Origin of the sequence: Paenibacillus sp. VTT E-133291 (assembly GCF_002264395.1) — a bacterium.
Taxonomy (GTDB): domain Bacteria; phylum Bacillota; class Bacilli; order Paenibacillales; family Paenibacillaceae; genus Paenibacillus_AQ; species Paenibacillus_AQ nitricinens.
In genome coordinates this window covers 1-15,059 of record NZ_NFVA01000126.1, presented here as the reverse complement: position 1 = coordinate 15,059, position 15,059 = coordinate 1, and the positions used below count along the sequence as shown (strand labels likewise).

At 46.4% G+C, this 15,059-nt stretch carries 10 protein-coding genes; 7 read left to right on the top strand and 3 right to left on the bottom strand.

The genetic code is table 11. From position 1 onward, the window contains the following. Both CA598_RS29065 and CA598_RS29060 read right to left on the bottom strand, forming a co-directional pair. A partial coding sequence (locus CA598_RS29065; protein WP_094878734.1) for a hypothetical protein occupies positions 1-1,278 on the bottom strand: 1,278 nt, incomplete at its 3' end. 193 nt (positions 1,279-1,471) lie between these two features. Next, positions 1,472-2,866 (bottom strand): SMI1/KNR4 family protein, encoded by a 1,395-nt coding sequence (locus tag CA598_RS29060; protein ID WP_094878733.1) that lies wholly within the window; start codon positions 2,864-2,866, stop codon positions 1,472-1,474. Positions 2,867-3,081: 215 nt separating this feature from the next. Between CA598_RS29060 and CA598_RS29055 the strand changes: the two genes are divergently transcribed. Next, the gene (locus CA598_RS29055) at positions 3,082-3,609 is read left to right on the top strand and encodes an aminoglycoside phosphotransferase/kinase family protein (protein WP_094878732.1); all 528 of its coding nucleotides are present in this window, start codon (positions 3,082-3,084) and stop codon (positions 3,607-3,609) included. Positions 3,610-3,956: 347 nt separating this feature from the next. Here CA598_RS29055 and CA598_RS29050 read toward each other — a convergent pair whose 3' ends face one another. Continuing rightward, entirely contained in the window at positions 3,957-4,700 is a 744-nt protein-coding gene (locus CA598_RS29050) for a glycoside hydrolase family 16 protein (protein WP_094878731.1), read from the bottom strand. 148 nt (positions 4,701-4,848) lie between these two features. Here CA598_RS29050 and CA598_RS29045 point away from each other — a divergent pair, with 148 nt between their 5' ends. The 6 genes from CA598_RS29045 (at position 4,849) to CA598_RS29020 (ending at position 14,748) form a co-directional block, all read left to right on the top strand. Next, entirely contained in the window at positions 4,849-5,769 is a 921-nt protein-coding gene (locus CA598_RS29045) for an ABC transporter permease (protein ID WP_094878730.1), read from the top strand. Between the two features lie 17 nt (positions 5,770-5,786). Further along, on the top strand, positions 5,787-6,671 hold the full coding sequence (locus CA598_RS29040) for a carbohydrate ABC transporter permease (RefSeq protein ID WP_094872780.1): 885 nt from the start codon (positions 5,787-5,789) through the stop codon (positions 6,669-6,671). Between the two features lie 92 nt (positions 6,672-6,763). Continuing rightward, complete coding sequence (locus CA598_RS29035; RefSeq protein WP_179283792.1) at positions 6,764-8,398, top strand: extracellular solute-binding protein; 1,635 nt, start codon at positions 6,764-6,766, stop codon at positions 8,396-8,398. 146 nt (positions 8,399-8,544) lie between these two features. Then, complete coding sequence (locus tag CA598_RS29030) at positions 8,545-10,383, top strand: sensor histidine kinase (RefSeq protein ID WP_094878729.1); 1,839 nt, start codon at positions 8,545-8,547, stop codon at positions 10,381-10,383. Between the two features lie 3 nt (positions 10,384-10,386). After that, positions 10,387-11,961: a response regulator gene (locus CA598_RS29025; protein WP_094878728.1), complete on the top strand. Its 1,575-nt coding sequence runs from the start codon at positions 10,387-10,389 to the stop codon at positions 11,959-11,961. 165 nt (positions 11,962-12,126) lie between these two features. Then, positions 12,127-14,748 carry a family 16 glycosylhydrolase gene (locus tag CA598_RS29020; protein WP_094878727.1) on the top strand — a complete coding sequence of 874 codons (2,622 nt, stop codon included), beginning with the start codon at positions 12,127-12,129 and terminating at the stop codon, positions 14,746-14,748. Positions 14,749-15,059: the final 311 nt, after the last annotated feature.

Here is a 15,059-nt window from a genome sequence, read left to right as displayed (position 1 = left end):
CTGATAATACCGGGAAACATAAGTTCCATTATCCAGTGTATAAAAATAATATGCTCCCTCCGGTGTCTTGATTTCAATCCGACCATGCAGGAGGTCTCCGTCCTCGTCCGTATGCGCTTGACGGAAGCTGTAACATTTGGAGCCGTCCCAGAACCCGTCATCCACCTCTTCTTCCTCTTCCGAAACTAATTTCTGAATTACGGGGTGTTGCAAAATGTCTTCCACATACTGTACCTCAATGTTTCGTAAATAAAGCTCAGCCATATTCGCGCAGGTCAGCAACATCGTCCAGCAATCGCTAATCTCTGCTAGTTGTTTCTGAGACTCTTCTGAAATGTCCTCCCACTCAGACCCTTCATCTATGGTTCTCCTCAACAAACCTACAGAATGATCTTGCTCCAGCCAAATATAATAGTGATGCCGGTTATTATTCATATAAATGCTAAGATCCCGCTCTTCTCCGTCAGCATCTATATGCTCCAGTTGAACTTTGAAAAAAACGTCTTGCTCCCAAAATCTAAAAGACGGCTTGTCACTCGGCATTAAAATACACTGCGTCAACTTCAATATATTTTCCTCATTGATCGTGTTGTGGGTGAAATATAAATGAACAGCTTTCTTGTTAGTCGGGGATTCATTTATTTTTTTCAGTACGGAACGCCCTTCTTTAATTATGTTCACTAGTGTGCCAAAGGAAAAGTCGGCTTCCTCTTCCCCCTCTTCCACATCCAGAAAAACTTCATCGATTAACACCTCATGAATATCCACCGGAAGCTCCTGAAATACGCCGTCCCCTTCCCACACATTTACTAAGCAGGGAATCGATTTCTGTCCGTCAACTTTGATGCTGTACTCATCATCCTGAACTAAAACTGCAGCGCTGAGATCACCTTCCACAATCGTTTCCCCATGATTGTAGGAGCCGCACAATATTTCCTCAATCATCAGATTGCCCGAAATATAAATTTCCTGACCGCCTACAGCTATATTTTTCGCACTCATATTACCGGCCACCATAAGTCCTATAGCACCGTCTGTTTCTTTGTTATAGAGATTGTCTATAGTAAAATTCCCATCTATAAAAATGATAATTACCTCTTTTTGTTGCGGAAAAGCCTGCTCCCAATCCAGATTAAGAGAAGGCAGTGTTAAATCCCCTTCATAATAAGCAGCAAGCTGCTCGTCACTGAAATCCTGGTAAAACTTCGCCCACCAAGAGCCTTCCGGAAATTTATCTGCTAGTTGACTAATAGGAATGAATTGGAAAAGATTGCTCATAACATTATTTTCCCTTCATCTTTAAAATTTCCATTATTTTCTCATATGTAAAAATTAGGGTCAATCTTAACTTTAGGCTTGATTCATCATCAAAAAGAGTAACCCTTACATGAAGTATGGGTTGCTCTTACTTTTATGAAAAGAGATATCTTACCTATATGTGCTACGGTCCAGCTTGTGATTATTTTTGTGATCAATCAAGCTTCGCGTCTGCGCATTCCGCCTCGAGCCTTGCAATGACCTCAGATCGGGCTTGATCCGAGAAGCGAAGCATCCCGTTCTCCTGAACGATCAGCCCTTCCTGAATCCGCCCATCCAGCCAGTCGCTGATCCAGCCGGGCGCATACCCGCCTTGACCGAACTCGCCGCCAAAAGCGATTATCTTCTCATACACATCCAGATATTGTTGACGGCTCGTATTCGGATAAGAGCTTGTGTACAGCCAAAACTGCACATCATACATCAGAGTAGAAAGCTCATCCGCATGAAAGGAAAAGTGTCCCTTCTCTTCTACGATCCGGGTACAGATTCTACGGATCTTCTGGTCAAGCTGTTCCACCTCAGGCACACGACTGCACAGCTGCGCCAGCAAAGGTGAGAATTTGCCTACGGCTACTTTTCGCAGATCCTCTTCTTTATCTTCTTGAGAGGTATCATACTCCTCCTCACTGATCAGTCCACGAATAAACGTCTCGAAGTCTTGGGCCAGGAATGTAATCTCAAAATTATCTTCCTGATCCACATGAATTACCTCGGGTTCCCCGTCCCTCCCGCAGTTCCGGTAATCCAGCATTACGACATCATGACCTGCCGAAGGGCAGTCACAAATTACAACGCCGATGTCAGGATATCCCCACTCCTCAATCATGAACGTGCTGCCAAGATCACCGCAGAGTGAATAACTTTTCTCGCGTCCAATGCCCATGATGCCTGTAATCGCAATATGGTCCTCAGCCCATGAGGTCGCGTCCTCCGTCGGGTAACAAGTATTGTAAGGAACTCCCCCATTATGCTGCTTCATCAGGTGGATATAGGAGTCAGGAAGCTTGTAACCGAGCTCTTCTTCTACAGAAGCAATCAGCCCGTCCGTAGGCGGGTCGGAGACATATTCTCTTAGCGCATAATCGCTATCGTCCCAGAAGTCGGAGAAATCCATCCCTTCAAAGGGAGTTGCCGCCGACCTCGAATCATTATGCGAATCTTTAATTGCCCGTCTGGATGCGGCGTGTTGTTCTTTGCGCAGCTTGCGCTGGCTGAAGTTCAGTAACATGGCCGTTTTCTCATCGTCAGGATCGAGGGCATGAGCGATACCTAGCACTCTTACTGCTTCCTCATACCGATTCAGATAATAGTAGGAATATCCCACACGAAAATGCCACAACGGGTCATCCTGCCCCCGTTCCGCAATCATCGCAAACTGTTCAAGCGCTTCTTCATAACGTCCCAGATTGTTATACGCTCTTGCCAGACTGCTGACCCCCTCGTAATCTCTGTCCTCTGGAGTAATCTCCATCAGGGTATCAACTATCTTCTGGTGTTCATCATCTTCATGCCACTGTGCCAGCTGTGCGATTAGCTCTTTATCCATGTCTACCTCCCCAAGCCTATTATCAAATTAATAGAATATAAAAAAGAATATAAAAATATATTTTCACCTATTCTACCAGATGGGATGTAAGGATTAAAAATTGGCGTCTCTTATGATTAAGCTCACCGCGCGGATGCCAGCCACATTCTCGTTCAATGCAACAAGGATAAGAACCCTGATCGATTACTGAAACCCCGAAAAGGAGAATGTATTATATGGATTATGGTAACCTTATCAACGAAATCAACCGTTCATATCCTATAAATATTAAGCATATCGAACTTCATCGGGAGATGATCGGTAAGTTATATTTTTTACAGAGTCAGGATAGAAGGTATACGCTTAAAATATACCGCAGCTTCAAAACAGATGACGCATTGCAGACGATTCGTATTCTTGATTATTTGAAAGAAAATTCATATCCGGCGGTTTCTATTATTCGAACTGAGCAAAATGAAAGCCATATTATTCTCAGTAGTCAGGATGGTTGCTGTGTAGGAATATTATACGATTATGTTGAGGGAGCCATGCCCGATGGTAAGATCGAGGCGGAAAGCATCGGAATACAGATCGGGCAACTCCATAATTTGATGGATAAATATCCCGATAAACTTAAAAATAGACCAAAAACCGAGTATGTCGACGACTATATCTCTATTATGCGAGAATTAGATTTCCATTCAGGAAAAACCCTTGAACTCGAACAGTATGGAAATCTATTATGGGGGCGCATGCTGTTTTAGATTTTATTGCGATAAGGCATTTTCAAATTATATCAAGAATAGTGCGGTGTCAAGGGATGCAATCTGTATCTAAAGAATTTTGTGATGAACAGTATTTTTGGCTTATGAAGTGGCAGGAGCTTTGTGCAAAAAAACAGCATTAACTAAGCACTGGTAAAAGCAAAAGGCCGAAGTTCATTACAGCCGAAACACCACTTTCAAGACCGTTGCGAGGCTTTCCAAAAAACTCTCCCATACTTGTGATACGGTTCACCGTGCTGTCTGTAACAGCAAGCTCTAGGTCCATCCCTTGTAGGATGGACCTTTCTTTGGAACGTTATAGATTGCCAAATATCTATTTGTCTTAATTACTGGTACAGCCATATCCCTGAAATCGTCATCACCGCTGGCAGTGCAGCCTCGTCCACCGCCACATTGTCATACCAGCCGCCCACCGCAAGGTTAAGCACCAGATAAAAGGGTTCATCAAAGGGCATTACACCCGGCTCCTGGCGACGTTCTGCAAAGCAATGTCCATCTACCAGCCATCGAATTGAACCTGCATCCCATTCCAGTGCATACTCACGAAATTCATTAATGGTTCCGCTCTCGAACTGGTGTGTGAACTCCTCCACGATTTGATGTTCCCAATCCTTCCCGTAGTGCAGCGTTCCGGATATTTGCTTAGGCAAGCGGCCTTTGGCCTCCATAATATCTATCTCACCAGAAGCCGGCCAAGAACCGTAAGCTTGTTCCTGCGGAAGCAGCCAGATGGCAGGCCATATTCCCTGCCCTACCGGCAGCTTAGCACGCACGACTAACTTCCCATAGCAAAAGGAAAAATGGTCCTTTGTATCCAAACGGGCCGAGGTATATGCAAAATGCCGTCCATCCTTATCGATGGATTCGTTACGTGCGCACAAGTTTAAGCCAAATTCATCGATATATAGATTGCTGGCATGATCCGTATAATACTGCTGCTCACCGTTGCCCCAACCTGGGTCTAAGGGATTTCCATCATTATCTAACAAATCGTTGCCAAGGCGGAGATTCCATAGCTTCAAATCGGCATTTCTATCTAAGAAATTCTGTTCCCATACGAGCTTGTTCATTCTTCGCACACTCCCTTCATTTAATCACAGCATACTTAAATTTTACGCCTGGTCAAACCAATCTAAAAAAATGGGATAGGGTCGATAATCCTGGGCTTTTTTTCCTATGCGCTTTTTCATACGATGAAATAGAAAGGGGGTACGGTACATGTTCCAATACAGAACGGAACAAATGAAAGCGCTTGTTAAACAGTGGCAGTTGCAAAGTATGGTTATCCCGGGAATCCTCTGGATGTTTATCTTTTGTTATCTCCCCATGTTTTGGCTCATTATTGCATTTATGGACTACAGCATCGCCAAACCCTTACTAGAATCACCGTTTGCGGGGTTGAAGCATTTTCACGATTTTTTGACGGATGATCGATTTTGGCGTTCGATCCGCAATACCCTGGGGATGAGCAGCATCAAGCTGATCTTGGGTTTTCCCATTCCGATCTTGTTTGCTTTAATGCTCAATGAAATACGGGGTCTTCGATTTAAGCGAACGGTACAAACCATTTCGTACCTGCCGCACTTTATTGCCTGGACGATTTTTGGTGGCATTGCACTCAATTGGCTGGGTGAGGGCGGTGTGATCAATCAGTTGATGATGGCAATCGGATTCCAGGATCGTCAAATCCTGTTTAACAGCGACCCTAAGTACTTTTGGTGGATTACCTATTTCACCGACACGTTAAAAGAAACGGGTTGGAGCGCCATTATCTACATAGCAGCAATATCCGGGATTGATCCGGGACTGTACGAAGCGGCCGAGCTGGATGGCGCAAATCGACGGCAGCGTATGTGGCATATCACCATTCAGAGCATACGCCCCACCATCGCTATTTTGTTCATCCTCGCGGTCAGCGGGATACTCGGCAGTAACTTTGAGCAGATTTTTATGTTGAAGAACAACATGAACATGAAGATGGCGGAAAGCCTGGACTTGTATATCTATAATATGGGGTTGGTCTCCGGGCGCCATTCTTTCTCAACAGCCGTCCTGTTCGCCCGCTCTATTGTAGCGCTAGGTTTGTTATTTTTGGCTAATCACTCATCCAAAAAACTAACCGGCGACAGCATTTTTTAAAGGGGGAGAACAGAGGTATGGAAAGACGCAAAAGGTTTCAGCAAATTGGAGTATTTGAAGTCTGCAATACCCTGCTGATGCTGGCGGTTTGTTTTTTAACGCTCTACCCGATGTGGTTTGTATTCATTAACTCACTTAATGCGCCGCAGCAGGCATCACTGGGCACCGTCAACTGGTTTCCCAAAGAATTATCACTGGCCAGCTATAGTGTTGTATTCAATGATAAGACGATGATGAACGGTTTTTACATCACCACGCTGCGCACGGTACTCGGAACAGCGATGCATGTATTCTTTACCGCTGTTATAGCTTACGGAATGAGCAAGTCTAATCTAATCGGCCGCAAAGTGTATCTCAAAATCGCACTGGTTACAATGCTGTTCTCAGGTGGTCTGATCCCTACGTTTATTCTGATGACAAAGCTGGGTTTATATGATAATTTTTGGGTATTTATAATTCCTTCCATGTACACTTTTTTTAATATGGTCATTTTTATGAGCTTCTTCCGCACCATTCCCGATAGCCTGGAGGAATCTGCGAAGGTAGACGGTGCTTCAGACTATGGCGTTCTGTTCAGAATTGTATTGCCCAACAGCATGGCGGTTATTGCGACCATATCGCTTTTTTCAGCGGTCTATCATTGGAATGATTATTACCAGGGCGTCATCTATATTCGATCGCAAGAGTTACTTCCACTGCAGACCATGTTGTACAAAATTATTGCAGAGAATTCCATGTCTTTCATGCAGCAGCAAGCGATGGCACAATTCGGCGCTAGGCTGCCCGGCAACTCTATCAAATTTGCATCCATGATGGTAGCCACATTACCAATTCTCGTAGTCTACCCCTTTATCCAACGCTATCTGGTCAAAGGGGTGATGATTGGCGCCATTAAGGGATAAGTGCATAGGTCTCGAAACGGATATTTTAAAAAATTCAGAAGCAGCAGAGAAAGGATGATTATGTGATGAAACGCAATCTGATCAAGCCAGGCTTGACCCTCGTTCTGGCCGTAATTCTGACACTAGGCACGGCCGCTTGTAGCAACAATTCAGCCAATAACAAACCATCACCACAACCCACGGACAGTACATCCCCGCCGCCAAGCGAAGCAACGCTCAATCCCGATGAACCGGCATGGAAGCTCGACACCAGCCCTGTAGATCTAACTTGGTTTGTAGGCGCTAACTGGTACGCCCACACTTGGGGAGACAGCTTGGTCTCCAAGTATGTAACGGAAAAAACAGGTGTCAACATCAAGTTAGAAGTACCCTCCGGCGAAGCGAACGAGCATATTACCCTGATGATGACCTCCGGCAAGCTGCCAGACTTGATCTCGATGGGTTCATGGGAAACGGCTGTCAAAAAGCTATGGGAAGGCGATCATGTCTATGCCTTGAATGAATTGGCTGACAAGTATGATCCTTACTTCTTCAAGGTCGCCGGCGATGGCACACTGAAATGGTATCGTCAGGAAAATGGAAATACCTATGGTGTTCCGAATGATTCCTACAGCCCCAACCTGATGCATGAAACCGGAATGACAGCCGCCAACCAGACTTTCCTGGTGCGGAAGGATCTGTATGAAGAGATGGGCAGCCCGGATCTTAGCACGCCAGAGGGCTTTCTAGGTGCATTGCAATTAGTGAAGGATAAGTATTCACAGTATAAAGGCCAACCTATCAGCCCCTTCTTTGCGCAAGGGAATGTCCCTTACGGGATGACCGAATATCTGCAGAATTTACTGGCCGTCCCGCAGGAGAAAGACGGAAAAGTATACGACCGCATGACTGATCCCGATTATATTACCTGGTTAAAAACCTTCCGCACGGCATACGAGCGCGGGCTGATTAATGTAGACTTTCTGGTAGATTCCGACACTCAGGTCGAGGAAAAAACGAACAATGCACGTTATTTCATGATGGTTCGCGAGTGGACTGGGATGGCGGCTGTCAATCCTATGCTGGCTGCAAGTGGAAATCCGGATTCTTACTACATCGCAGTGGATGGCCCAAAGAACAGCAAAGGGGATGACCCTAAGCTATTCCCTGGTAACATGGACGGCTGGATGGTAACGATGATTAGCAAATCCACCGAAAACCCTGAACGGGCCATCCGCTTTTTGACCTATCTGGCCAGCGAAGAAGGCCAGCGCGATGTATTCCTTGGCAAGGAAGGCGAAACATGGGAAACGGTAGACGGCAAACCACAGCTGAAGCCTGAAATGGTACAATTACTCGAAAATGATATTGAGAAAATGGAGAAAGAATATGGCATCATGGATACCTATTGGATGATGCGAAACCCTGTAATCATCAACCAGTGGAGACCCGAGAAAGCCCCTGTTCTTAAGCAAATGGAGGACTTCGCCAACCAACGGGCTGATATTGACAGTGGTATCTACAAGGGCTTAGATCCACAAGGCGATTCTGATGTATCGGTAGCCTGGTCGCGTATTTCTCAAAACTGGGAGGAAGTGCTGCCTGAGCTGATTACAGCTAAAAATGAGGCAGAATTCGATAAAATCTTCGAGAATTTCCTTGACCGCCGCGAGAGTTATAGCTTTGACAAGGTGATGGAATTCCGCCAAGCTGAACTGGATGTGCGAAAGTCCAAAATGGCAGAGTAATAATGCCCATATTAAGATTACTGCCGGCCACCGAAAGGGTGGTCGGTATTCCCTTTTTAGCGGATTCTCCCCATTGGCGAGTCAGCCTGGTTCCCTACCAGACGATTTGTAATATATGGTATATTACAAGGGTAGGAGGCTATTAAATGAAATATTTGCTGACTAAAATGAAAAAGCTTTACCGCAATTCCCGCATATCCAAAAAATTATTTTTGGCCTTCAGTATGATGATTGCCATTCCTGCGATTGTGGTATCCTTTTTATTTATCCGCACGCAGGAAAGCCAGCTATACAAGGACGCTATGGCCACCGGCAGCAGTCATGTTTCACGACTTAATGAACAGCTACGCAGCAGAATGGGTATTATTGAGAACGCTTCCTCTACTGCGCTGAATCAAAAGGCATTTGTAGATTTTATTCACTCCAATATGCGTGGGGATGGCCTGCGTCTTGTGAAATTTAGACAAAATCAATTTGAGCAAATGCATAATATCATTCAAAGCCACGAGATGATCAGTGAGCTCAGTTTCTATGTCGATAATCCAAACCTTTTTGAGATTTGGCCTGAAATCTACCATTATGACAAGTTTCAGCCGCAGGACTACTGGGTGACCCTTCGGGAGGAAGGCGGTGCGGCATACCGCTTATTTGCTTTCAAGGATGGCGACCATACATTATCCTATTACCGGCTGGTACGCCTTCAGGGACAGCAGCAGAAACGCCCTACCATTATGGAAATTCGCGCCCAGCATAACGTCTTTTTCAGTGACCTGCTTGAGGATAGCGGGGGAGATTTCTTTTCTGTAGTGATGGACGGAACCACCCCTTCCCGATCTGTATACAATCCTGAGCATGTCTTTGCTCAAACTGCCGGTGAGGAGTTGGATAAAATTCTGGGCAGTATTCATCAGCGGCTGGATGTCATTCAGCAGAGTAGCCCTATTAAGGTCGAGGTCGGCGACCAGACTTACTACGCTTTGTATCGCTACATTGCCCCTTTGAACGCTTATGTCGTGGATATTGCCTCTCATCAGGCACTGATGAAAGGCCCGCGGAGCTGGTATCTACTTGTTGTAGCGATCACATTATGTGTTCTGCTACTGATGTTACTGCTCGTATCACATACTACCCGGCGGATATTTAGGCGGCTGGACAGGGTTCTGATTTCTATGCGCAAGGTGCGGCAAGGCCAACTGGATGCAAAAATCGATACCGGTCTCGGGGCGAACGAAACCGGTGACGAAATTGACGAAGTGGCCGTCAGCTACAATAACATGTTAGACGAGATCAAACATCTGATGACCCAGGTGGTAGATAAGCAACTGGTTGCCAAAAATGCACAACTGCACTCCCTGCATTCACAGATCAATTCACATTTTTTATATAACGCGCTGGAATCTATTCGTATGCTCGCAGAGGTTCAACGACAGCCGGCAATCGCCGATGCGTTAGTGTCTCTCGGTTCACAACTGCGTTACAGCATGCAGTGGCGCAGCGATACGGTTTCCCTTAGCGATGAACTTGCCAACATCCACAGCTATATCCGCTTCATAAACTTTATGGAGGGCGGCAATATTGTATTGATGGCGGATCTCCCCCTAGAGGTGCTGCGTTACACAATTCCGAAAATGTGCATGCAGCCCATCGTCGAAAATGCCGTTCATCACGCAGCCCCTTCGGGAGGCAGTGTAAACATCGAAATTACCGTATCTGTAGAGAATGACCGCCTTTTGCTAATAAAGATACGAGATGATGGTGCAGGTGTTGACCCGGAAATGCTGTACAGTTTGCAAGCTGTGCTGCTGGGCGACACGGATTCACCGATTGTTACCAGCAAAAACGGACTGGGCCTGGAGAACGTGCATAAACGCATACAGCTTCATTATGGCAAGGGCTGCGGTCTTTGGATTGACAGTGTGCAAGGTGCCTACACCTGTGTAACCATACGTTTGCCTTGGGAAAATGTGAATCTTGGAGGATGGTAGAGTATGATCAATATTCTGATTGTTGATGATCAAAAGCATATTCGTGATGGGCTCCAGGCCATGCTGCGCCAATTCCCCCTGCAGCTGGACAACATTTACTGTGCCGTAAACGGCATCGAGGCCTTGGGAGTATTGCGTCAGCATAGCATTCAACTAGTGATTACAGATATCAGGATGCCTGATATGGATGGATTAATGCTGATGGCGCAGAGCAAAGAGGAACGCTTCGAGGTGGAATACCTGATTATTAGCGGCTTCAGTGATTTTGCGTATGCTCAAAAAGCCATCGAGCTTGGGGCAAAGGGCTACCTGCTTAAACCTGTGAAACGTGAAGATCTGCAAACCGCGGTAGAACATGTAGCGCATGAAATCAAAACACGGCAGGCGCTCTCGCGCAATATGGAGCATATCTCCCGTCGTGCTCAAGAGACAGACCGCAAGGAACTGAGTATGTATATGCAGGGGGCGGTGAGCGATGAGGCATGGCTCCTCCAGACCCAGCAGCAGAATCCAAAGTTGTGGAGTAATTACCGTCTGTGCCTGCTACGGGAGGAACTATGGATTAACCAACCGGGAGCCCATAGCAGTCACAGCATGGAATCTATTGCCTATCGGATATATGGCAAACAAGGATGCATATGCTTGCAGCACCGCCCATATCTCGTCCTCGCTGTGGATGCTTCCGTAGATGATACGGGCGCCTTTCCGGCCGCTCTCAAAGCAAGCCAGATCGATGCCATCACCGCTATGACCAGCCCGCAGCAAGGGTTGAAGGAACTGCCCCGCAGCTATATACAAGCGCTGGAGCTGTATCGCCACAGTTACCTTTTTCCAGAGAAGAGCTATATTCTACCCACGCATATTCAGCGGCTGGAGCAGCAGTGGGAGCTTCCCTATGAGGAGCTGTATGCCCTGTTCCAGTTAGTCGGCAGCAAGAACAGCGGCACCATCACCCAAGGCATTTCTAAGATATTTCACAAAGATACGCTGCAACGCTATCACATCCAATACACCCAGCAGCTATGCCGCGCCATCGTGCAGATGCTGGAGGAATACGTGCGTGTGATCCGCCCATATATGGGGGAAGAAGCGCTGGACATCGAATGTTTGCGTAATCTGTTCGACTATCCAGGCATTCGTGATTATATTCAGGCGCTGCAACAACAGCTGCTTCGGTTGAACCAATTCTATTATGAATATAAATGCAGCTATCGTAACTCGCAGGATTTGAATGAGGCCATTCGTTTTATACACGAAAGTTATCATAAACCACTGGATCTGGCGATGGTATCCAACCATGTGTCACTTAATTATGCTTATTTTTCTAACCTGTTCAAGAAGAATATCGGCAAAGGTTTTGCAGAATACCTGCGCGATGTGCGTTTGGATAAAGCTCGTCGGCTACTGGCTGAGACCGATCATAAAATCGTCGAGGTAGCCACTATGGTAGGGTATGAAAGCTACAAAAGTTTCACACGGGCCTTCCGGGATGTCATGGACATGCAACCTACAGAGTACCGCCAAATGATTCGCCGGAAGCATGACAGAGAAGAGAAGTATCAGGACACCGCGCTATAAATCAGGGGGCCACTGCTTAAATACACGAATATTATCAAAAGCCAAAAAATTGGGTTATAACAAAAATAATTGTACCTTTTAGCGGATTATTATATTCGATAGAATAAAGGTGTTCCTACATGTAAGCGGTTTCTATAACTAATACTTTATTACAGGAGGGCAAGTATGAAGCGACTTTATAAAACGGAGAGTGGTTTTAAGCAGAGGGCACTGAGTTTATTCTTAGCAATAGTACTATTGGCTGGTATGGGCCTGTTGCCAACATCGAAGGTTCTGGCAGCAGGGAAGACCGTTACTTCTATGGCTTATTTTTCAGCAGCAGACGGGCCTGTCATCTCAAAATCCGGGGTTGGGCAAGCCAGCTACGGATTTGTCATGCCTACATTCAATGCAGGCTCCGCCACCTGGAATGAAGTTTCCGATGATGTGGGTGTAAAAGTAAAAGTAGCTGGCAACTGGGTTGATATTGACAGTGCTGGCGGCTATACCTATAACCAAAACTGGGGACACTGGAGCGACGGCGGCTTGAATGGCTACTGGTTCACGCTCTCCGCAACCACTGAGATTCAGCTGTACTCCAAAGCTAATGGGGTAACGCTAGACTACACCCTAGTATTTCAGAACATAAACAAAACAACCATCACGGCTATGGCACCTACACAAGGACCGCAGATTACGGCAGGTTTTACCGGCAGTGCAGGCTTTACTTATCCTGCCTTCAACAACGATTCCTCTGTAACGTATGAAGCAGTGGCTGACGATTTGAAGGTATATGTAAAACCTGTAAACAGCAGTACCTGGATTGATATTGACAATAACGCAGCCAGCGGCTGGATCTATGATAACAACTTCGGACAATTCACCGAAGGAGGCGGTGGCTATTGGTTCACCATAACGGAGTCGATCAATGTAAAGTTACAATCCAAAACCTCTTCGGCTAACGTCGTCTATACCCTCACCTTTAATCAACCTGTAAGAAATTCTTATGTTCTTACTCCCTATGATGGAACGACCTTTACTGCAGATGCGAAAGGTGTCATAGGTGTACCGCTGCCCAAGATTGATGGAGGCGCGCCAATCGGTACCGAGCTTGGAAAATACGTATACCAGATCAATATTAACGGACAATGGGTGGCTATGAGTGATTCCAGTCAGAGTGGATTTGTATATGCTGGTAACGGCTATAACAACATGTCCGATGCTAACCAGTGGGGATACTGGGCTGACTATATTTATGGCCTTTGGTTCCAGCCCGTCCAAGAGGATATACAAATCCGTATAGGCTATCCATTAAATGGACAGCCGGGCGGTAATGTGGGCAACAATTACGTCAACTACACCTTTATTGGCAATCCAGATGCCCCGCGTCCGGATGTCTCTGATCATGATGACATTGCCATCGGAACGCCAACCGACCCGACCATTGAGGGTATGAATCTCATTTGGCAGGACGAATTTAACGGAACCACGCTCGATACGAGCAAATGGAGCTATGAGCAAGGGTATTATATCACTGATGATCCCAACAGCTGGGGCTGGGGTAACGCCGAACTTCAACACTATACAGACAGTGCACAAAATATATTTGTGCAGGACGGAAAGCTGAATATCAGGGCGCTACACGATTCCAAATCCTTTCCGCAGGACCCAAACCGGTATGCACAATATTCCTCTGGTAAGATTAACACCAAGGATCATTTGTCCTTCCAGTACGGCAGAGTAGACATCCGTGCCAAGCTGCCTACAGGCAATGGTGTCTGGCCAGCACTATGGATGCTTCCGAAAGATTCAGCCTATGGTGCATGGGCCGCATCCGGCGAAATTGATATTATGGAAGCCAAAGGACGCTTGCCTGGCACGACCAGCGGCGCCATACATTTTGGCGGACAATGGCCGGTGAATAGATATATTGCGGGTGAATATCACTTCTCTGAAGGCCAGACCTTCGCCAATGATTATCATGTGTACTCCATGGTCTGGGAAGAAGATAATATGAAATGGTATGTGGACGGCAATTTCTTCTTTAAAGTGAGCAGAGATCAATGGTATTCTGTAGCTGCACCGAACAATCCCAATGCTCCTTTCGATCAGCCCTTCTATCTCATTATGAATCTGGCGATCGGCGGATTTTTTGACAGCGGCCATACCCCGGACCCATCCGATATCCCTGCAACAATGCAGGTCGATTATGTGCGTGTCTATAAAGAAGGCAACGGCCAGAATCCGGGTAATAACGTGCCGGTTACCGGAGTAACGCTGAATCAGAACACTGCACAGGTCGAAGTCGGAAAAAGTGTACAACTGAACGCAAGTGTAGCTCCGTCTAATGCAACGAATAAGCAGGTCACTTGGAGCATTTCAGGGAACAGCGTAGCTTCTGTGAGTCCAAATGGTCTCGTGACAGGAATTTCTCCGGGCACGGCAACTGTTACAGCTACAACAGCCGACGGCAATAAGACAGCCGTCTCCACCATCACGGTTGTGCCAGCACCATCCGGTACTATCATCATCGGCGATGAGGTCCGGGGTCTGAAGAAAACAGGCAATGACCTGCTGTTCTATGTGAACGGCGCAACCTTTGCCGACTTACACTATAAGCTCAATAACGGCGGTCAGCTGAACGTAGCCATGACTCCGGCAGGGAACGGCAACTATACCTACCCTGTAAATAATCTGCAAAATGGCGATACCATCGAGTACTTTTTCACCTATAATCCAGGGCAAGGGGCCGTCGATTCCCCGACGTTCACGTATATCCATGGGGTAACCCAAGGAACACCAGAATAAGTAGTTGAACCCTAAGCAAAATGCATGAACACGAATAGGCGAGGAGGAAGTGTTAAAGCCTCCCTCTCGCCTATTTTGTTGTTTCTGCCATGTGCTGGTCTCCTCGGTGGAAGATCAGTTGCCATGCGTGATGCTCGACCTCCTTGACGACAAAGCTCACCTCTTAGAACGTCATCAAACTAACTATTGACACCAGCCTCTATCTTCTGATCAATAAATGGTTTGAATCGTGTAAAATACCGCTCTGATGCCTCCCAACGCCTAAGGTTCAAAAAGGATAGGTCCTGCTTGCCATATTGATCGGGCGGCTG